General features: G+C 69.0%; 12 protein-coding genes. 5 read left to right on the top strand and 7 right to left on the bottom strand.

Translation table 11 applies throughout. From position 1 onward, the window contains the following. Nucleotides 1-196: 196 nt before the first annotated feature. Complete coding sequence (ileS, locus tag MLE18_RS16855; RefSeq protein WP_243439969.1) at nucleotides 197-3,280, bottom strand: isoleucine--tRNA ligase; 3,084 nt, start codon at nucleotides 3,278-3,280, stop codon at nucleotides 197-199. Nucleotides 3,281-3,367: 87 nt separating this feature from the next. Between ileS and MLE18_RS16850 the strand changes: the two genes are divergently transcribed. The 3 genes from MLE18_RS16850 (at nucleotide 3,368) to MLE18_RS16840 (ending at nucleotide 5,527) form a co-directional block, all read left to right on the top strand. After that, complete coding sequence (locus MLE18_RS16850; RefSeq protein WP_243439968.1) at nucleotides 3,368-4,273, top strand: DUF429 domain-containing protein; 906 nt, start codon at nucleotides 3,368-3,370, stop codon at nucleotides 4,271-4,273. A gap of 87 nt (nucleotides 4,274-4,360) precedes the next feature. Further along, nucleotides 4,361-4,762 (top strand): flagellar protein FlaG, encoded by a 402-nt coding sequence (locus MLE18_RS16845; RefSeq protein WP_243439967.1) that lies wholly within the window; start codon nucleotides 4,361-4,363, stop codon nucleotides 4,760-4,762. A gap of 87 nt (nucleotides 4,763-4,849) precedes the next feature. After that, nucleotides 4,850-5,527: a hypothetical protein gene (locus MLE18_RS16840; protein ID WP_243439966.1), complete on the top strand. Its 678-nt coding sequence runs from the start codon at nucleotides 4,850-4,852 to the stop codon at nucleotides 5,525-5,527. A 25-nt stretch (nucleotides 5,528-5,552) separates the two neighbouring features. Here MLE18_RS16840 and MLE18_RS16835 read toward each other — a convergent pair whose 3' ends face one another. Both MLE18_RS16835 and MLE18_RS16830 read right to left on the bottom strand, forming a co-directional pair. After that, nucleotides 5,553-6,920 (bottom strand): TolC family protein, encoded by a 1,368-nt coding sequence (locus MLE18_RS16835; protein ID WP_243439965.1) that lies wholly within the window; start codon nucleotides 6,918-6,920, stop codon nucleotides 5,553-5,555. Nucleotide 6,921: 1 nt separating this feature from the next. Beyond that, complete coding sequence (locus tag MLE18_RS16830; RefSeq protein WP_243439964.1) at nucleotides 6,922-8,241, bottom strand: multicopper oxidase domain-containing protein; 1,320 nt, start codon at nucleotides 8,239-8,241, stop codon at nucleotides 6,922-6,924. Between the two features lie 685 nt (nucleotides 8,242-8,926). Here MLE18_RS16830 and MLE18_RS16825 point away from each other — a divergent pair. Beyond that, nucleotides 8,927-10,840, top strand: a complete 1,914-nt coding sequence (locus MLE18_RS16825; protein ID WP_243439963.1) for an autotransporter outer membrane beta-barrel domain-containing protein — start codon at nucleotides 8,927-8,929, stop codon at nucleotides 10,838-10,840. A 200-nt stretch (nucleotides 10,841-11,040) separates the two neighbouring features. Here MLE18_RS16825 and MLE18_RS16820 read toward each other — a convergent pair whose 3' ends face one another. Then, nucleotides 11,041-11,781 (bottom strand): TrmH family RNA methyltransferase, encoded by a 741-nt coding sequence (locus MLE18_RS16820; RefSeq protein WP_243439962.1) that lies wholly within the window; start codon nucleotides 11,779-11,781, stop codon nucleotides 11,041-11,043. 231 nt (nucleotides 11,782-12,012) lie between these two features. Between MLE18_RS16820 and MLE18_RS16815 the strand changes: the two genes are divergently transcribed. After that, on the top strand, nucleotides 12,013-14,001 hold the full coding sequence (locus tag MLE18_RS16815; protein ID WP_243439961.1) for a LysM peptidoglycan-binding domain-containing protein: 1,989 nt from the start codon (nucleotides 12,013-12,015) through the stop codon (nucleotides 13,999-14,001). 375 nt (nucleotides 14,002-14,376) lie between these two features. Here MLE18_RS16815 and MLE18_RS16810 read toward each other — a convergent pair whose 3' ends face one another. The 3 genes from MLE18_RS16810 to MLE18_RS16800 are packed head-to-tail and all read right to left on the bottom strand — an operon-like array spanning nucleotide 14,377 to nucleotide 18,154. Continuing rightward, nucleotides 14,377-14,907: a GNAT family N-acetyltransferase gene (locus MLE18_RS16810; RefSeq protein ID WP_243439960.1), complete on the bottom strand. Its 531-nt coding sequence runs from the start codon at nucleotides 14,905-14,907 to the stop codon at nucleotides 14,377-14,379. 47 nt (nucleotides 14,908-14,954) lie between these two features. Continuing rightward, entirely contained in the window at nucleotides 14,955-16,919 is a 1,965-nt protein-coding gene (locus MLE18_RS16805; protein ID WP_243439959.1) for a molybdopterin biosynthesis protein, read from the bottom strand. Continuing rightward, nucleotides 16,916-18,154, bottom strand: coding sequence for a molybdopterin molybdotransferase MoeA (locus MLE18_RS16800; protein WP_243439958.1), 1,239 nt, complete (start codon nucleotides 18,152-18,154; stop codon nucleotides 16,916-16,918). Before MLE18_RS16800 ends, MLE18_RS16805 begins: the two co-directional genes overlap by 4 nt. Nucleotides 18,155-18,159: the final 5 nt, after the last annotated feature.

Below are 18,159 nucleotides of genomic sequence, written 5' to 3'. Positions count from 1 at the left end.
TGGCCTCTGCGCCGCCGAAACGCCGCTGTATTTGAAGAACATCGCCGCTTCGGCGGCGCAGAGGCCACAGCCGGACCCGACGCGGCTCACCGCGCCTGAAACGTGGCGACCAAACTAGGCATCCCTCCTGAGCAAAAAAGCGGACGCCCCCGCGAGGAGGCGTCCGCTTTCTCATTTCTTCCTGTGTTCCGTCCGGCTACTGGGCCACGATCTCCACCTTCAGCGAGCCGTTGTCGTCGTTGACCTCGATCTGCGGCGCGGCGGCCTTCCACTCCACGGCCACGGCCAGGCACTGCTCCGTGAGCCAGCCCACGTGGGCCTCCAGGGCCTCCTTCCAGACGCCATCGGCCTCGATGCCGAGCCTGATGCGCTGGTCGTAGGCCAGGTCCAGCTTCTTGCGCTGGTCCTGGATGAGGCGGTTGAGCGTCCGGGCCGCGCCCTCGCGCTTGAGTTCGGGGGTGATGGTCAGCACCAGGCCGGCGACAACGCCCTTGTCCGCGGCCACGCCCACGTCGCCGGAGAGGGCCTCCCAGGCCACGGTGTAGTGCGTGGGCTCCACGCGGGTCCCGGCGGCGCTGAGCGCGCCGTCCTCGCCCACGGCGTAGTCGCCTTTCTTCACGGCGGCCAGGGTGGGGCCGAAGGCTCCCTTGAGCAGGGGGCCGAGGGTCTTGGCGTCCAGCTGCACCACGCGGGCGGCGAAGGCGCTGGCGTCCTCGGGGTATTCCACGGCCTTGACGTTGACCTGCTCCTCGATGAGCGCGCGGTAGGGCTCCACGGCGGCCCTGTCCACGCCCGCCACCATGATAGAGGCCAGGGGCTGGCGCAGGTTGATGCGCACCTTCTCGCGCACGCTGCGCCCGCACTCGATGATGCGGCGCACGGTGTCGATCTCGCTGGTGAGTTTCTCGTCGTCGCGGGCGGGCTGGGCAGCGGGCCAGTCGGCCAGGTGCACGGAGGAGCCCACGAGGTGCGTGTGGATGTAATCCATGGCGAAGGGGATGAAGGGGGCGAAGATGCGCGAGGACTCCACCAGCACGGTGTAGAGCGTGTCGAAGGCTTGGCGCGCGTCGTCGGTGACCTCTTCGGTCCAGAAGCGGGGGCGGTTCAGGCGCACGTACCAGCCCGAGAGCGTCTCCACGAACTCCAGGATGGCCTGGTAGCAGCGGGGCAGGTCGTAGGCCTCGATGTGGCCCTCCACCGTTTTGCGCAGGCGCTCCAGCTCCGCCAGGATGTGCCTGTCGGGCAGGGCCGAGGCGGCCTCCAGCAGGGCGGGCTCGTAGCCCTTGGCCAGGGCCGCGTAGGAGGTGAAGAAGTGGAACACGTTCCAGTAGGGGATCAGGTAGCGGCGCACGGCCTCTTCCACGTCGCGCTCGGTGAAGCGCACGTCCTGCCCGCGCACCACCGGGGAGGAGAGCAGGTAGATGCGCAGGGCGTCGGAGCCGTGCTTGTCCACCACCTCCATGGGGTCGGGGAAGTTCTTGAGCCGCTTGGACATCTTGCGGCCGTCCTCCGCCAGGACCACGCCGTGGCAGATGGCGTTGGTGAAGGGGGTCTGGTTCTTGAGCAGCGCCCCTTCCACCAGCAGGGTGTAGAACCAGCCGCGCGTCTGCGCGATGTATTCCACGATGAAGCTGGCGGGGTAGTTGTCGTCGAACCACTGCTTGTTCTCGAAGGGGTAGTGGGCCTGGCCGTAGGGCATGGCCCCGGACTCGAACCAGCAGTCGAACACCTCGGGCACGCGCTGCATGGTGCCGGAGCAGCCTGAGGCCGAGCACTTCCAGTTCAGCTCGTCGCAGAAGGGGCGGTGCAGGTCCGTGATCTGGGTGCCGGTCTTGGCTTCCAGCTCCGCGATGGAGCCGGGCACCTCCACCGCGCCGCAGGTCTGACAGCGCCACACCGGGATGGGCGTGCCCCAGAACCTGTTGCGCGAGACGGACCAGTCGCGCGCGTCCGCGATCCAGTTCTTGAAGCGGCCCTGGCCGATGTGCGCGGGCACCCAGTTGATGTCCTCGTTGCAGCTGAGCAGGGCCTCGCGGTTCTGGGCCACGCGCACGTACCAGCTGGAGATGGCGCGGTAGATCAGGGGCTGGTCGCAGCGCCAGCAGTGCGGGTACTTGTGGCGGTAGTTCTCCTGGGCGAAGAGGGCGCCGGTCTCGCGCAGGCGGCGGGCGATGTGCTTGTTGGCCTCGAACACGCCCATGCCCTGCCAGTCGGGCGCGGCCTCGGTGAAGCGGCCCTGGTGGTCCACCGGGTCGAAGAGGTCGATGCCTTCGGAGGTGCAGAGGTTGTAGTCGTCCTCGCCGAAGGCGGGGGCCATGTGGACGATGCCCGTGCCCATGGAGGTGTCCACGAAGGGGCCTTCCAGGATCACGTGGGTGCGCTCCCCCTTGGCGTAGGGGAAGAGCGGCTCGTAGGCGCGCCCGATGAGCCCGGAGCCGGGGCGCTCCTCGACGATGCGCGGCTCCTCGGGCAGGAATTTCTTCATGGCCTCCATGCGGTCCTTGGCCAGCCAGACCAGGTCGCCCTCGGCCACTTCGACCAGGGCGTAGGCGATGTCCTTGTTGACGGCCAGGGCCAGGTTGGAGGGCAGGGTCCAGGGGGTGGTGGTCCACGCCAGGTAGGACCACTGCGGGTTCTCGCGGTCGCGCAGGCGCACGGTGATGGCCATGTCGTCGCGCTCGCGGAAGGAGTCGTCCAGGCCGGTCTCGAAGTTGGAGAGCGGCGTCATGCAGCGGTTGCAGTAGGCCACCACGCGCGGGCTCTCATAAACCAGGCCCTTGTTGAACATTTCGGAGAAGGCCCAGAGCACGCTCTCCATGAAGGTAAGGTCCATGGTCTTGTACTGGCGCGAGAAGTCCACCCAGCGGCCGATGCGGGTGATGACGCGCTCCCACTCGCCGGCGTAGCCCAGCACGATGTCGCGGCACTTCTGGTTGAACTTGTCGATGCCGTACTTCTGGATCTCGGCCTTGCCCGAGATGGCCAGGTGCTTCTCCACCTCGTACTCGATGGGCAGGCCGTGGCAGTCCCAGCCCCAGGTGCGGTCCACGAAGCGGCCGCGCATGGTGTGGTAACGGGGCACGGTGTCCTTGACGTAGGACGTCAGGATGTGGCCGTAGTGGGGCAGGCCCGTGGCGAAGGGCGGGCCGTCGTAGAAGACGTAGGGTTTGCCGGACTTGGTCCGGTCCATGGACTTCCAGAAGGTGCGGTCCTGCTGCCAGGAGGCGAGGACGTCCTCCTCCAGTTTGGGGAAGGATACGGACGACGGGGCTGGTTTCACGGTAGGCTCCGGGGAAGCTAAATTGAGAGGCCAGGACTTTTGATGAAAACAGCGGGCAAGTCAAGATTGGCGGGCGGCGCAGGCCCCGTGCGGGTCGCGCTGGGCCTGGACGCGGCCTGGACCCCGGCCAACCCCTGGGGCGCGGCCCTGGCCGTGGACGGCGGAGATGGCTGGCGGTTGGTGCTCGCCGCGCCGGACATGGCCGGGTTTCTGGCCGTACCCCGGGAGGGATGCGCGCCTGGAACAAGGGCGGGAGGCGGCTCAGAAGCCGCTCATGGAGTCGAGCATGGAGGTGCGTACGGAGCAGGCATAGGAGCTGGGGCCGGACCCGGAGAGGGGCCAGGCGCAGTGGGTGCGAGGATTCGCGCCGCCCAGGCCCCCGAGCCCAAGGCCCTGCTGGCGCGCTGCCGCGAACTGGCGGGCGTGGAGCCCCAGTGCGTGGCCGTGGACATGCCCATCGTGCCGCATGGGCGGGTGACGGGGCGCAGAGAGGCCGACAACGCCGTGTCCCGGGCCTTCGGGGGCCGCAAGTGCGCCACGCACAGCCCAACGCCGGAGCGCCCAGGCGTTCTGGGCGAGGATTTCAGCCAGGGCCTGGAGGGCCGAGGATATCGCGTCGCCGTGGCCGGATGCGCGCCCACGGGGCGCGACCTGCTGGAGGTCTACCCGCACCCGGCGCTGCTTGCGCTCACGGGGGAGCGGATTCGCCTGCCCTACAAGAGCTCGAAAACCGGGAAATACTGGCCGGACCTGCCGCGCGCGGAGCGGGTGGAGCGGCTGCTCGGCGTCTGGCGGGCCATCCGCGAGGCCCTGGCCGGGCGCATGGAGTTCGCCCCGGGCGTGCTGCCCCCGCCGGACGGAACGCGCCTCAAGGCGTATGAGGACATGCTCGACGCGGCGGTCTGCGCCTGGGTGGGGGCCTGCTACCTGGACGGAGCGGCCGTGGCTTACGGAGACGCGGGCTCAGCCGTGTGGGTTCCCGAGGGAATTTGACAAACCCCCTAAAGTTTTCCCCATCAAGACCGATAAGGAGCCGCAGGAAACCGGTATTGTATGGTTTCATCCAGGGAGGGGTGGGACATGAACATCAAAGCCATAGATCAGCCCAAGGATGCGGCGGTTGCGGCGGGGGATGCGGAGCGCGCTGCGGCGGCGTCCAGGCATCCCGAATCTACGAAGCATCAAGACGCTGCGGGCGTGCAGGCGAAGCAGGCCGTCCACGAGTGGGAGCCCGCCCAGGCGGGCCAGCAGCAGGCCGCGCAGCCCGACGCGAATCAGGTGATCTCCCAGGCCCAGAGCTACTTCAAGGACAAGGGCGTGAACCTGCACTTCAAGCTGCTGGAAGGCGGCAAGGACGTGCAGGTGGAGGTGATGGACAAGGACGAGCGCAAGGTGATCATGAAGATCCCCCGGGACGAGATCGTCAAGCTCTCGGAAGGGCTGCGCAAGATGGCCAAGGGCGTGCTGGACAAGGCCGTCTGAGCCCGCGCGGGTTACCACATTGCAAGAATGCGCTTTTAGAAGCCCGGAACCCTTGATGCGGGGCCGGGCTTTCTTTATCCATGCCGCATGAAAACGTTCACCCGCCTGATGGGCCTGGCCCTGACGCTGTGCCTGGCCCTGGCAGTTCCCGCCGCCGACGGCCTGGCCCAGGATTCCTCCACCAAGCCGCAGTCGCAGTCGCAGTCCCAGTCCAAATCCAAGTCGAAGTCCAAAGACTCCAAAGACGCAAAGGGCTCCAAAGACTCGAAGAAGTCCAAGAAGTCCGGCAAGTCCGAGGGCAAGTCCTCCAAGTCCCAGGACGCGGAGAAGCCTTCCAAGAAGAAGACCCCGTCCGGCGAGGGCTTCCGTGGCCTGGCCTGGGGCGCGCCGCTTTCCGCGCTCAAGGAGCCGGAGCTGCGCGAGGATAGCGGCAACCTGCGCTACTACACCGTTCCCGACGAGAACATGAACGTGCAGGGCGTTGTCGTGCGCGAGATCGTCTACGTCTTCTGCAAGGACAAGCTGGCGGGCGTGCTGACCCGCTACGACGGGCAGATAAACCATCTGACCCTGCTGGGCAGGCTCACCGACCTCCACGGCGCGCCCCTGGAGAGCCCCGAGAACCTGCAGGGGGACCGCTCCTGGCGCTTCGACGCCGGGGACGTCTCCGTCATGATGGAATATTCCACCAAGGCCTCCACCGGGGCCCTGGTCTGGTTCGCCAAGGAGCCTCTGGCCGCCTGCCAGCAGGCCGCCGCTCCTTAAGTTTCCTGCGGTATGGCGCCCGGGCTTACAGGACCGGGCGCCGGACCGGCCCGCCCAGGGCGTATTCCAGCCGGACCAAAGCCTCCTGCTCCTCCAGGAGCGCCCGGTTGTGCTCCAGCCGTATCTTCAAGAGCTCCAACTGGGCCTCCAGCGCGGTCAGTTCAGAGATCTGCATGGCCTGGGCGTACTTGCCCGCCCAGGCGGCGGCCCGTCCGGCCGGGGGCAGCACCCGCGCCGCCAGGGCCTCGGCCCGGGCCTTGGCCAAACCGGCATCCTCCAAAGCGCGCAGGGCCTCCTCCCGGGCTTCGGCCCCGGCCTCCTGCGCCAAACGCTCTGCCTGGCGCAGCCGGAAGGCCGCCTTGGCCCGCTGGGCCTGATTCTGGTCAAAGAGCGGCAGCTTGAGGGACGCGCCAGGCCCCATGGTCCGGTTGCCCTCGATGTCGTAGTCGTAGCCGGCACCCACCTCGAAATCCTTGAGCCACCGCACCTTCTCCAACTCCGCGCCGCTTCGGGCGGCCTGGATGGCGTATCGCGCGGCCTGGACCTTGAGATTATTGTCCTGGGCGTACCGGACGGCCTGGGCCGTTTCGGGCAGGGGGACCGGCTCTTCCGAAACCTGCCCCGCGATGTCGAATTCCTGGCCCTCGGCCAGGCCCATGACCCTGGACAGCCGGGCCTTGGCCACTCCGGCCCTTGCCCTGAGCCCGGCCACCTCCAGCTCGGCCCTGGCCGTGCCGGCCTCAAGCGCCGCCACCCGGGCGTCGTCGGCCAGGCCGAAACTCCGGTATTGCCGCGAAGAGGCGGAGAGCTTCCCGGCCTGGGCGGCCACGTCCGAGGCCAGCCCTTCGGCCCTGCGGGAATAGGCCAGCTCCAGCCAGGCCAGCCTGGCCTCGCGGGCGGCGGTCATGGCCTCATGACCCACCAGGAGCACCTCGCGCTCCAGCTCGGCCTGGGCCTTGGCCGTGCGGTCCTTGATCTCGGCCAGGTCCGAAATCGAAATTGCGGCCTGGGCCGCCAGGGAGCTGAGCGGCCCGCCGGAGAACATGGGGAAGCCGAACAGAACCGCGATGGAGGGGTTGCGGGGCAGCCCGGCCTGGACCACGTCGGCCTGGGCCGCGCCGATCTCCTCGAAGCGGGCCTGCACCCCGGGGTTGTTCACCAGGGCCAGGCGCACGGCGTCGCGCTGGGATACCCCGCGCGACAGGATGGCCAGGACCTCGGCCCGGACGACGGCCTCGTCCTCGGCGGTTCGCACCCAGAGGGGGCGCTGGTCGAGCCGGGCCTGGGCGATGTCGGAGACCTTGCCGAAGGCGCTGTCCGGGTGCACCCGGGCGCAGCCCCCGGCCGCCAGGAGACAGAGGCCCAGAAGACAAGGGAAGAGCGTTGCGCGCATGTTATTGTCCTCCCCCGTGTCCGCCGTGGTTCTTGTCAGGGGCGGCGGGCGCGGAGTGGGCCCCGTGCCCCATGTGGCCCTGGTCCGGTGGAGCGGCTGGCGCCGCCCCGTGGCCGTCCCGCACGTCGAAGAGCATGGTCATGCCGCCCATGGGCATGACGCCCATGGGCACAGGGGCGTGGGCGTTCACCACATGGTGCAGCTTGTGGCAGTGCATGTGCCAATACCCGGGGTTGGTGAAGCTGAACTCCACGTCGCGGACCGCTCCCGGCGGTACGTCAACGGTGTTGCCCGGCCACTGGGCCGACTCCGGTATGGGGCCGCCCTCTGTACCGGTGACCCGCCAGGTGACGCCGTGCAGGTGAATGGGGTGTGAATGCAGGTTGGAAAGGTTGGCGAAGCGCAGCCGGACCTTTTCCCCCACCACGGCGGTGAGCACCTCGGTGGAGGGGGCGGCCTTGCCGTTCATGGTGAACCAGTTGGGGTCCGTGGAGGTGACGTCCACGTATTCGTTGCCGGGCAGGAAGAACCACTCCTGCAGCAGGATGGCGATGTCGCGGGCCACGCGGCGGGAGCCGTCCGCCGGGTGGATGATGAAGAACCCGCCCAGGCCCATGCCCACCTGCTTCTTCTCGTTGAAGGAGGAGTGGTACATGAACGTGCCGGTCTGGTGGACGGTGAACTCGTAAGTGTAGGTCTCCCCGGGCATGATGGGCTTTTGGGTGAGTCCGCCCACGCCGTCCTGGCCGTTGGGCACTTCCAGGCCGTGCCAGTGGACGCTGGTGGGCTCGGGCAACTCGTTCTTCACCACGATGCGCACCCTGTCGCCCTGGACCACCTCGATGGCCGGGCCGGGCACGGAGCCGTTGAACCCCCAGATTTTCACCTTCTTGGGGATGTCCATGCCGTGCATGGCTCCCTTGGCCGTGTGCCAGCGCTCCCAGAGGGAGCCGGGCGCGGGCGGCCCGTCCAGGAGCAGGCGCTCCACGGGCTGGGCGGTCAGGCGGAACACCTTGACGCCGCCGTCCGTCTCGTGGCCCAGGGTGGGGATGTGCGGGGTGTACACCTGCCCGGTCCCCTTGCCGGTGAGCGGCGGGGGCGGAGTGAGGGCGATGGCGGGATTGCGCCAGGGAAAAAGCGGGCCGCCGTGCCCCGCATGCCCCTGCTTGCCCGCCTCCGCCCTGACGGCGGCCCCGAGCGGGGCCAGGGCCGCCAGGGCCAGGAACAGTCGGCGGCCGGGATTCCCCTGGACCGGCCCGGCCACACGGTTCATCAGCCGCTGCATGGAGTCCTTGAATCGGGACGCGATGGGTTCCTGCACACTTCCCCCTTGTGGCCGCCTGGATGAAAGCTGACCCGCGGACGGCGTCCCCGACGGGCCTTGCCTTGGCGCTGGCTCAAAGCCGTACCTGATGGGATGGGCCGCGCTCATGCCCGGGAACAGCCGGAAGAACGGATGCCCCCGTCCCGGCGATCCCTGGTCTTCCTCCGCATCCGTCATTCGGCAATTGCCAACAGCCACAGAGTAATCACTTTAAAATGATAAGCATCCGTTGAGCGCCCGAGTCAATTGGAAAGTTCCGCACGAAGGTGATGGCCGCCTGCCGGGAGGAAGCAGCATCGTGGCGGTCGATCAAGGGGGCGCTGCCCCTGCGGTTCAGGAGCCGGGGCTGGACACTATCAGGGTGTCCGGCCCCTGTTTTCGTATTGCGGGCGTCCCGCCTGCCGTGTTGCCTGTGCAGTGGGACGCAGTCCAACCGAACGGGGTCATGGACGGAACCTGCCGGGACAGCCGTCCGGTCTTTGATAATAAGTAGAATGAAAATGAGTGGTTGCGCCTTGGTGCTCGGTCAGGTATGATAGGGATGCTTAGAGCGTCGGACGGGACTATGCGCCACCCGCCCCTGCATCCGTGCGTCGCAGTCCCAGGCTGGGCGGCTTCCGCCCTTGTCCGCCCCGATCCGGCGCGGCGTCCCCCATTCACCCGATCTCCAAGGACCATAGCCATGCCCGTAACGAAGCGGTTCGCACTCCTGGTCGCCTTTCTCACAACCATCGCGTTCGTCCAGGCCTGCCCGGCCGGAGCCGCGGGCAGGTTCAACCAGTTCGTGGGCCTGGGCGACAGCACCCTCGACACCGGCTATTTCCGGTATACGACCTCGGGCAACGCCCAGGTGGACGCGCAACTGGCCGCGGCCATCAGGCGCGGGGCCCAGGGCGGCTTCGCCGGGCCCGGAGTCATGACCACCACCATGCTGGCGGGCAGGTTCGGGCAAAGCGCGGCCCCCATCGGCGGGGGCGGGACCAACTACGCCAACGGCAGCGCCTACACCGCGCTCCTGAGCGCCGCGCCCGGAGCCCCGGCCATCCCCGGCAACCTGCCCGGCAACGTGGCCACCACCCAGCAGATCGCCAACTACCTGGCCTCCATGGGCGGCGTGGCCAACCCCCACGCCCTGTACGTGGTCAACACCGGCAACAACGACCTGATATTCGTGCAGAACCAGAGCCCGGCCTGGATAGCGGCAAACCCCAATTTCCTGAGCGGCGTCGCGTCCGAACTGACTGCCAGCGTGGCCGCCCTGCAGGCTGCCGGGGCCAGGACCATCATCGTGCCCAACACCTTCTACACCTCGGCCCTGCTGGGCCCCGGCGGGGCGCTCCCCGAGGCCAACGCCGCGTCCTACGCCCGGGCCATCGATTACGGGAACACCAAGTGGGCGAAGCTGACGGCGGCAGGCGTGCGCTTCATTCCCGCCGACCTGACCAGCGTGTTCCGCTTCGTCTCCAGCTATCCGGCCCTGTTCGGGTTCACCCCGGCCTCGGTGCTGGCGGCCAACGCCCCCTCCCCGGTGGCCGCCCTGGTGACCTCCTGGGCCGACATCACGCCCGCCCAGATGCAGACCTACCTGTTCATCGACGGCAAGCACCTGACCACGGCGGGCCAGCAGATCGAGTCCGACTACGAGCAGAGCCTGCTCACGGCCCCGAGCCTGGTCTCCCTGCTGGCGGAGGGCCCGGTGCAGGGCGGTCTGGCGCGCGCGGCCACCATCCAGGGCCAGATCGATCCGGCGGGTCGGCAGCGCGGCCCCGGAGGCGTGAACGCCTGGCTGAGCGCCGGGGTGGGCTCCCTGTACCTGGGCAACGCCTCGGGCTTCCCCGATCTCCAGAGCACGCTGTTCACCGGCACCGTGGGCGTGGACTGGCAGGCCCCCTTCGGGCTGGTGCTGGGCACGGCCTTCACCGCCGGAACCCAGACGCAGAACTTCTCCATGGGCGGGGGGCATTTCGAGCAGAACGACCAGGCCGTGAGCCTCTACGCCGCCTACCAGGCCGGGCCGGTGTGGGCCAACGCCGTGGGCTCCTACGGGTTCCAGCAGGACAAGATCACCCGTCAGGTGAACCTGGGCCTGTTCACCGACACCAACACCGGCTCCACCACGGGTACGTCCCTGGCCCTGGCCCTGCGCGCGGGCGGCGACATCACCTGGGGGCCGCTCACCACAGGCCCGGTGGCCGGGCTGGTGCTGCAGCAGGTACGCGTCAAGGGATTCTCGGAGTCGGGCCTGAGCGGCGTCACGGCCCTCTCCTACGGGGAGCAGGTGCGCGATTCGGCCGTGAGCCAGCTCGGCTGGCGCGTGGCGGTGGAGGCGGGCAGGTGGCGGCCCTTCGTGGAGGCCAAGTGGAACCACGAGCTGGCGGACACCAGCCGCAGGATCAAGGCGGCGCTGACCTCGGCGGCGGCCGCGCCCTATTCCATGGACGCCGCGCCCGTGGGCACGGACTGGGGCAGCGCCTCGCTGGGCAGCTCCTTGAGGCTCACCGACAGGGTGCTTATGCGCGGCGTGGTCTCGACGCAGTTCTCCAACCCCAAGGCGGTTGGATTCGGCGGGGAGCTGAGCCTCTCCGTGAGCTTCTAGCGGGACGCCCGCGCAATCCGTCAGGATGGGCCGCCTGCGCACGGGCTGCTGAAATCATGCCCCGCGCCAGGGGGCGCGAAACCGGGCGGGCGCTGGGTCTCGGTGGCCGCGCAGTGGGCCATGAAGCCCTCGCACCGGCTTAGGAAATCATTCCCTGCGTTTTGGAAGCGCGAAACGCAGGTGCGGGGCCCGGAGGGCCGCTATTTTCCCGCGAAGGCCTGCCGGGCCATCTGGCCCAGGATCACGGCCCCGGCCTGGGCCACGTTGAGGGAGTCGAACTCCCCGGGCATGGGGATGAACAGGCTCTCGTCGCAGTGCTTTGCCACGCCCGGGCGCACGCCCTTCTCCTCGCCGCCCAGCACCAGAACCAGGGGGAAGCGCACCTGGGCCGTGAACACGTCCTTGCCTTCGGGGCCCGCTTCGGCCTTGTAGATCGTGTAGCCCTCCTGTGCGCATTCTTCCAGATCGCGCGAGAGGTTCACGCACTGGTGCACGGGGATGCGCTCGAGCGCGCCCGCCGAAGCCTTGGAGGCCGACCCGCCCAGGCGCGAGCCGTGGTGCTTGGGCACGATGAGCCCGCCGCCGCCCAGGGCCAGCAGGGTGCGGGCCAGGGTGCCCACGTTGCCGGGGTCCTGCACCTGGTCCAGCGCCAACACCACGGGAAGCGGCGCGTGGCGCGCCGACTCCAGAAGGGATTCCAGAGGCACGAAGGACTGACCGAATATGAATGCGGCGACGCCCTGCCTGCAGTCCGGCACGGTGCGCTCCAGAGCTTCCGCAGGCAGGAAGCGGAAGCGGATTCCCGCATCGCGGCAGAGGTTGGTCAGTTCCTTGATGTCCTGGCCTTGCAGCCCCTGGCGAATGAGCACCTGCTCCACGATGGCCGGTTCGCGCTGCACCAGTTCCAGCACGGGTTTGCGGCCCATGACCACGTTGTCCATTGTAGTTCCCGCCGTATTTGCGTTGCATGGCCGCGCCGTTGCGTAGGAGCACCGATGCGGCAAGGTATTGCACGCTGATTATTACAAAGAGTTAACAAAGGCCACCCATTGCTTTTTTTGCGTCCCTGGGCTAGTCGGGCCATCATCCAGAGAAGGCAGCCATAAGCCACTATGCCGGCACTTCCTTTTCCCGATCTCCCCCGCGTGGCCGTCCGCAGCCGAGGAAACCAAATGCGATCATCCGTCAAAGCACTGCTCATATTATGCCTGGTGCTGCTCCCCGCCTGCGCCAAGAAATACCAGGCCGACAACCAGGACATGAAGCCCAACCTGGACCCCGAACTCTCCCAGGACTTCCTGAAGATCAAGCGCCCCAGGCCCCTGACCGAGCAGGAGAAGAAGGCCCTGGCCTCCAAGACGGACATCCCCTTCAACCTGGACGTGCGCGAAACCGAAGACGTGCAGATGTTCCTGACCTACTTCACGCAGGAACGCCGCGAAACCATGCACCGCTGGCTGGAGCGCGCCGCGCCGCACCTGCCCTACATACGCGCCGTGCTCGCCACCTACAAGCTCCCGCCGGACATCATCGCCCTGCCTTTCATCGAGTCGGGCTACAACACCATGGCCTACTCCCCGGCCGGCGCGGGCGGCATGTGGCAGTTCATGCCCGCCACGGGCCGGCGCTTCAACCTCACCGTGGACTGGTGGGTGGACGAGCGCCGCAACCCCTACCTGGCCACCGTGGCGGCGGCGAAGTATCTCACCGAGCTCAACAACATGTTCAACGACTGGAACCTGGCCCTGGCAGCCTACAACTGCGGCGAGGGCAAGATGAGCCGGGTGATCAGCCAGTCGGGCCAGAACGACTTCTTCGACATCGCCAAGAACCCGAACCTGCTCAAGCAGGAGACGCGGCACTACGTGCCCAAGTTCCTGGCCGTGCTGAAGATCTTCAAGAACCTGGAAGCCCTGGGCTTCACCCCCGTGAAATGGGACGCCGGGCAGGTGCTGGAGGAGGTGGCGCTTCCGGGCGGCACGGACCTGGCCGCCCTGTCCGAGGCCTGCGGCATGAACTGGGAGGAGTTCCACAAGTACAACCCGGGCTTCCGCAGGCAGGTGAGCCCGCCGGACCGCGAGAGCCCCGGCTACGTGCCCGTGGAGAAGAAGCAGCTGGCGCTCAACTATCTGGCCAACCCCAGCTGCGTGGCCAACAGGGGCATACGCTCCTATCCCGTCACCGCCGCCGACACCTGGTGGAACGTCTCCAAGCGCACGGGCGTGCCCGTGGCGGCCCTGCGCCAGATGAACCCCTCCTGCGGCGACGCCCTGACCCCGGACCAGACCGTCTACGTTCCTCTGGACGGCTCCGCGCAGGACTCCGCCATGGCCGACCTGGACGAGAAGCCCGGCAAGGGGTCTGAAAGCCAGAAGGCGGTCGTGTACCGCTACAAGCGGGGCGACTCCCTGGCCTCCGTGGCCAGGCAGTACGGCGTGAGCAAGGCCGAGCTCATGCGGGCCAACGGCATCAAGAACGAGAAATACGTCTCCCTGGGCGCCAGCCTGACCATCCCCGGCAAGTTCGTGGCCGCAAGCCCCGCCGCCTGCCCCCCGCCGGCCGTGGCCGCGCAGCAGGGCGATCAGCCGCGCAGCGTGGAGCTGAAAAAGGGCCAGACCCTGCAGCAGGTGGCCCAGACCTACAAGGTGGACGTGAAGGCGCTCATGGCGGCCAACGGGCTCAGGTCCGAGAAGGACGCCAAGCCGGGCAGGAAGCTCGTGCTGCCGGTGTCCCTTGCGGCCGCGCCAGCGGCGGCCCCCGCTGCGGCTCAGACCCAGGCTTCGGCCCAGGGCAAGGGAGCCCCGGCGGCTCAGGCCGTCCCCGCGCAAGCCCCGGCTCAGGCCAAGGCAGCTCCGGCCGCAGCTCCGGCCAAGGCCGCACCGGCTCCCGCGCAAGCCCCTGCCCCGGCCAAGCCTGAGCCTAAGGCCCAGGCCGCCGCCGTTGCCGCCAACGCCAAGGGCCAGCCTGCCCCCGCGAAGCCCGCCGAGCAGAAGAAGCCCGCCGCCGGTGGCGCGCAGCTCTACAGCGTGGGCAACGGCGACACGGTCTGGAGCATCGCGCGCAAGTTCAAGGTGGACCCCCACGCCCTGCTGGCCTGGAACAACCTGGACAAGTCAGTGCAGCTCAAGCCGGGAGACAAGCTGACCATCAAGACGCAGTAGCGCCGGGCCACACCGCGAAGCATCATGAAGAAACCGCCGGAGGCGTACGCCTCAGGCGGTTCTTTCGTTGAGGCTTGCATCATACGCGGCCCGCCCCCGCGCGAAGCGGAACGGGGTTCCAAGGGGCGCAGCCCCTTGGCCGCCGGAGGCCCCCTCCAGCCTGATATCCCCAGCGCGGGCTCAGCCTCCCCCACGCGGATTTCCTGGGGCCTCTTGCTCCGGGGGGGCGTCCCGCTCTCCTTGCCAGCCGACCCCATGATCCAGCCGACCCCATGAGTCAGCCAACCTCATGATCCAGCCGACCTAGTGTGCTTCATGATCGCGGGCAGGGGCCGTTGGCCCTGGACAGGGGGGTGCAGTAGTGATCTTCCGGCGCTAGCCGTCGACGGGCTGGGCGGGCGTATCCAGCAGCAGCTGGTAGAAGGCCAGGTCCAGCCAGCGGCCGAACTTGAAGCCGACCTGTGGCAGGGTGCCCGCGTGCCTGAAGCCGAGCTTCTCGTGCAGGGCGATGCTCCCGGCGTTGGAAGCGTCGATGCCGCCGACCATGGCGTGCACGCCGTTCTGGCGGGCCGCCGCGATGAGCTCCCGCATCAGCGTGCGCCCGAGCCCCCGGCCGCGATGCTCCTTGTGCACGTATACGGAATGCTCCACGGTGTACTTGTAGGCGGGCCAGGCTCGAAACACGCCATAGCTGCCGAAGCCCAGCAGCGTCCCCGCTCCGTCCTCGACGCCGATCACCGGGAAGCCGCCGGTCCGCTTGGCCTCGAACCAGCCGGTCATGCTCTCCGGCGGCCGCGGCTCGTAGTCGTAGAGCGCGGTCGAATGCAGGATCGCCTCGTTGAATATCTCCAGGATGGCCCCGGCGTGGCGCTCGAAGGTGCAGCGCACCATGACCTGTTTGCTCATGAGGGCCTCATTGTCGTGAATGCGGGGGGCCGGGCGAGGTCCGCGCCTTACGCCTGCGGCTCGCCCGCCTCGGGCGGCAGCCCCATGCCGGGGCTCATGCGCTCCCCGCACCAGGTGGGCTCGTAGCCGCCCACCTCGGCCAGCTTGGCCTTGAAGCCCTCGTCGCCCATGACCTTGAGCAGGGCCTGCACGCGCGGCTCCTCCAGGCTGGCCAGGGGCATCACCAGGTCGTAGCGCTCGCGGGCCAGGGGCACGAAGCCGAGGCCCAGGGCCTTGGCCGCCGCGTACACGCCCAGGCCGCAGTCCGCGCCGCCGTTCTGCACGTTGGCGGCCACGCCCATGTGCGTGGTCTCCTCCTGGCTGTAGCCCTGCACCTGCGCGGGCGATAACCCCGCCAGCTTCAGGTGGTAGTCCAGCAGGATGCGCGTGCCCGCGCCGCGCTGGCGGTTGACGAAGCGCACGTCCTGCCGGGCCAGGTCGGCAACGCCCTGGATGTTCTTGGGGTTGCCGCGGGCCACGATGAGGCCCTGGTGCCGCACGGCCAGATTGATGACCGCCACCTCCCTGCCTGGCAGGTGCTTCTGGATGAAGGAAAAGTTGAAATCGCCCGTCTCGGTGTCCAGCAGGTGCGAGCCCGCCAGCAGGGCCGTGCCCTGGGCCAGGGCCGCCAGCCCGCCCAGGCTGCCCACGTGGCTGGAGGCCAGGCGCATGGGCGGGTCCTGGCGCATGAGCTCGTCGGCCAGCAGGTCCAGGGTCATGTCGTGGCTGCCCACCACCACCAGGGTGCGCTCCAGCTCGTCGGGGGAGACCAGCAGCTCGGCCCGGACCTCCTCGCCCCTGGCCAGTCCCTCCTTGTCGGGCGGGATCTGGGCCACGGCCTGGGCGCGCGTCAGGGTGGTGATGAGCCCGGCCCCGCGCGAGAGCGGCAGCGCGGAGTAGCCGTCGCCCACGCGGCCCACGGCCAGGCGCAGGAATTCGGTGAGGCCCGGGCGGGAGGGGGCGTCCTTGGCCAGGCGCACGGTCACGCTTTGGCGGCGTTGGGGTTCGCGGCGGGTGAGCCAGGCCACCAGCGGCCCGACCAGCTCCTCAAAGCAGACCACGGAGGAGACGGGATACCCCGGCGCGCCCACGATGAGCTTGCCGCGCGCCACGCCAAGCAGCGAGGGCTTGCCGGGCATGGCCTGGATGCCGTGCACGATGACCTCGCCGAAGCGCTCGATCACGGCGCGGGTGAAATCCTTGCTGCCCGCCGACGACCCGGCCACCAGGGTGACGATGTGGGCCGGGGTGTCCAGGGCGTCGTCCACCGCGCGGGAGAGGGCCTCCAGGCTGTCGGGCACGGGCGGGCGGCGGCGGGCGTCCACGCCCCAGCCCTGGGCCAGGGCGCAGAGCATCACGGAGTTGGACTCCACCACCTGGCCGGGGCCGGGCTCGGGCCTGGAGGTGTAGTCCAGCACCTCGTCCCCGGTGGGGATAACGGCCATGCGCACCTGCTCGTAGACGTCCACCTCCCACACCCCGCAGGAGAGCAGCGCCCCGATGTCGTAGGCCGAGAGCACCCTGCGCCGGGGCAGGATGAGTTCTGTGGCCACGATGTCCTCGCCGATGCGGCGCACGTGGGTCCAGGGGGCCACGGGGGCCTCCAACTGGGCCTTGCCGTCCTCGGTGAAGACCACGTGCTCGATCATGGCCACGGCGTCCATGCCCGGGGGCAGGGGGTGGCCGGTGTTGACCATGCCGAAGCCCTCGTCCGGCTCCAGGGTCACGGGGCTGCCCTCGCGGGCAGAGAAGGTGGTCTCTGCGCGAACGGCGATGCCGTCCATGGCCGCGCAGTGGTACGTGGGGGAGCTCAGCCGGGCCAGCACGGGCCGGGCCGTGACGCGGCCCAGGGCCTGGTCGGTGGGGACGGACTCCACGCCCACGAGCGTGTTGCGGTCCAGCGCGGCGCGCGTGCGGTCCAGTGCCTCGGCGATGGGCATTGTGCGCAGGTAGATGTTTCGCTTGGCGTTCATAGCAGCACCACCTGGTGGGTTGTCCCGGCCTCCAGGCCCTCCAGGTCCGCCGGGATGCGGACCAGCCCCTGGGCCTGAACCAGGGTTTTGACCAGCCCGGACTTGCCGAGCAGCGGATGGGCCTTGAGCCCGCCGTCGCCGGATTCCTCCAGGCGCACGCGCACGTAATCCTCCCGGCCCTGGCGCGAGGCCACGTTGCGGGCCAGCACGGCGCGCACCGAGGGCCTGGGCCGGGTGAAGGCGGCCTGATCCCCGGCCAGGTGGGCCAGGAAGGGGCAGCCGAAGACGAACATGACCACCTGGGCCGAGGCCACCTGCCCGGGCAAGCCCCACACGGCCTTGCCCCGCGAGCGCGCCAGGATGGTGGGCTTGCCGGGGCTCACGGCCAGGCCGTGCACCAGAAGCTCGGTGTCGGGCAGCAGGGAGAGGGCCTCCACAGTCAGGTCGCGCACGCCCACGGAGCTGCCGCCGGAGAGGAACACCGCGTCGGCCTTGTCCACGGCTTCGGCCAGGGCCGCGGCGATGGCCTCCAGGCTGTCGGGAACGATGCCCATGCGCAGGGGCTCGGCTCCGGCCTGCATGGCCATGGCGGCCAGGGCCGGGGCGTTGGCGTCGCGGATCTGGCCGGGTCGGGGGGTGGCGGATGGCGGGATGAGCTCGTCCCCGGTGGAGAGGATGGCCGCCACGGGCCGCCGCCCCACCGGAACCTCCAGGATGCCCAGCGCCGCCAGGAAGGCGATCTCGGAGGGGCGCAGCGGGATGCCGGGTTCCAGCGCGGTCTGCCCGGCGTGGGCGTCCTCCCCGGCGAGCATCATGTTCTCGCCCGGGGCCGAGGGCTTCCTGATCTCGATGGTGCCGCCGCCCAAGTCCGCCGTGTGCTCCACCATGACCACCGCGTCGGCGCCCGGGGGCAGGCTCGACCCTGTGACCACACGCACGCAGGTGCCGGGCTGGAGTTCCTCGGTGGAGACCTCGGTTATGTCCAGCTCGCCCGCCAGATCCAGGTAGGAGGGGTTGGTCTCGGTGGTGCCGAAGCAGTCGGCGGCGCGAACGGCGTAACCGTCCATGCCGGAGCGGGGCAGGGCGGGCAGATCCTCGCGGGAGGCGACCGGCGCGGCCAGATAGCGGCCCAGGCAGCCTTCAAGGGGCAGGGTCTCGGAGGTCAGGCGGGAGAACGTGGCCAGAACGCCCCGGAACTGCTCCGGGGAGATGAGTTCCAGAAAACCTTTTTCCATCGAAT

This window comes from Fundidesulfovibrio soli, from assembly GCF_022808695.1.
GTDB lineage: Bacteria > Desulfobacterota > Desulfovibrionia > Desulfovibrionales > Desulfovibrionaceae > Fundidesulfovibrio > Fundidesulfovibrio soli.
This window is presented reverse-complemented; position numbering and strand designations above follow the sequence as displayed.

Bases quoted from the DNA above. Each gene is read 5' to 3' on its own strand.
- MLE18_RS16845 (WP_243439967.1), top strand. From the start codon at position 4,361: ATGAACATCAAAGCCATAGATCAGCCCAAGGATGCGGCGGTTGCGGCG.
- MLE18_RS16840 (WP_243439966.1), top strand. From the start codon at position 4,850: ATGAAAACGTTCACCCGCCTGATGGGCCTGGCCCTGACGCTGTGCCTG.
- MLE18_RS16835 (WP_243439965.1), bottom strand. From the start codon at position 6,920: ATGCGCGCAACGCTCTTCCCTTGTCTTCTGGGCCTCTGTCTCCTGGCG.
- MLE18_RS16825 (WP_243439963.1), top strand. From the start codon at position 8,927: ATGCCCGTAACGAAGCGGTTCGCACTCCTGGTCGCCTTTCTCACAACC.
- MLE18_RS16820 (WP_243439962.1), bottom strand. From the start codon at position 11,781: ATGGACAACGTGGTCATGGGCCGCAAACCCGTGCTGGAACTGGTGCAG.
- MLE18_RS16815 (WP_243439961.1), top strand. From the start codon at position 12,013: ATGCGATCATCCGTCAAAGCACTGCTCATATTATGCCTGGTGCTGCTC.
- MLE18_RS16810 (WP_243439960.1), bottom strand. From the start codon at position 14,907: ATGAGCAAACAGGTCATGGTGCGCTGCACCTTCGAGCGCCACGCCGGG.
- MLE18_RS16805 (WP_243439959.1), bottom strand. From the start codon at position 16,919: ATGAACGCCAAGCGAAACATCTACCTGCGCACAATGCCCATCGCCGAG.
- MLE18_RS16800 (WP_243439958.1), bottom strand. From the start codon at position 18,154: ATGGAAAAAGGTTTTCTGGAACTCATCTCCCCGGAGCAGTTCCGGGGC.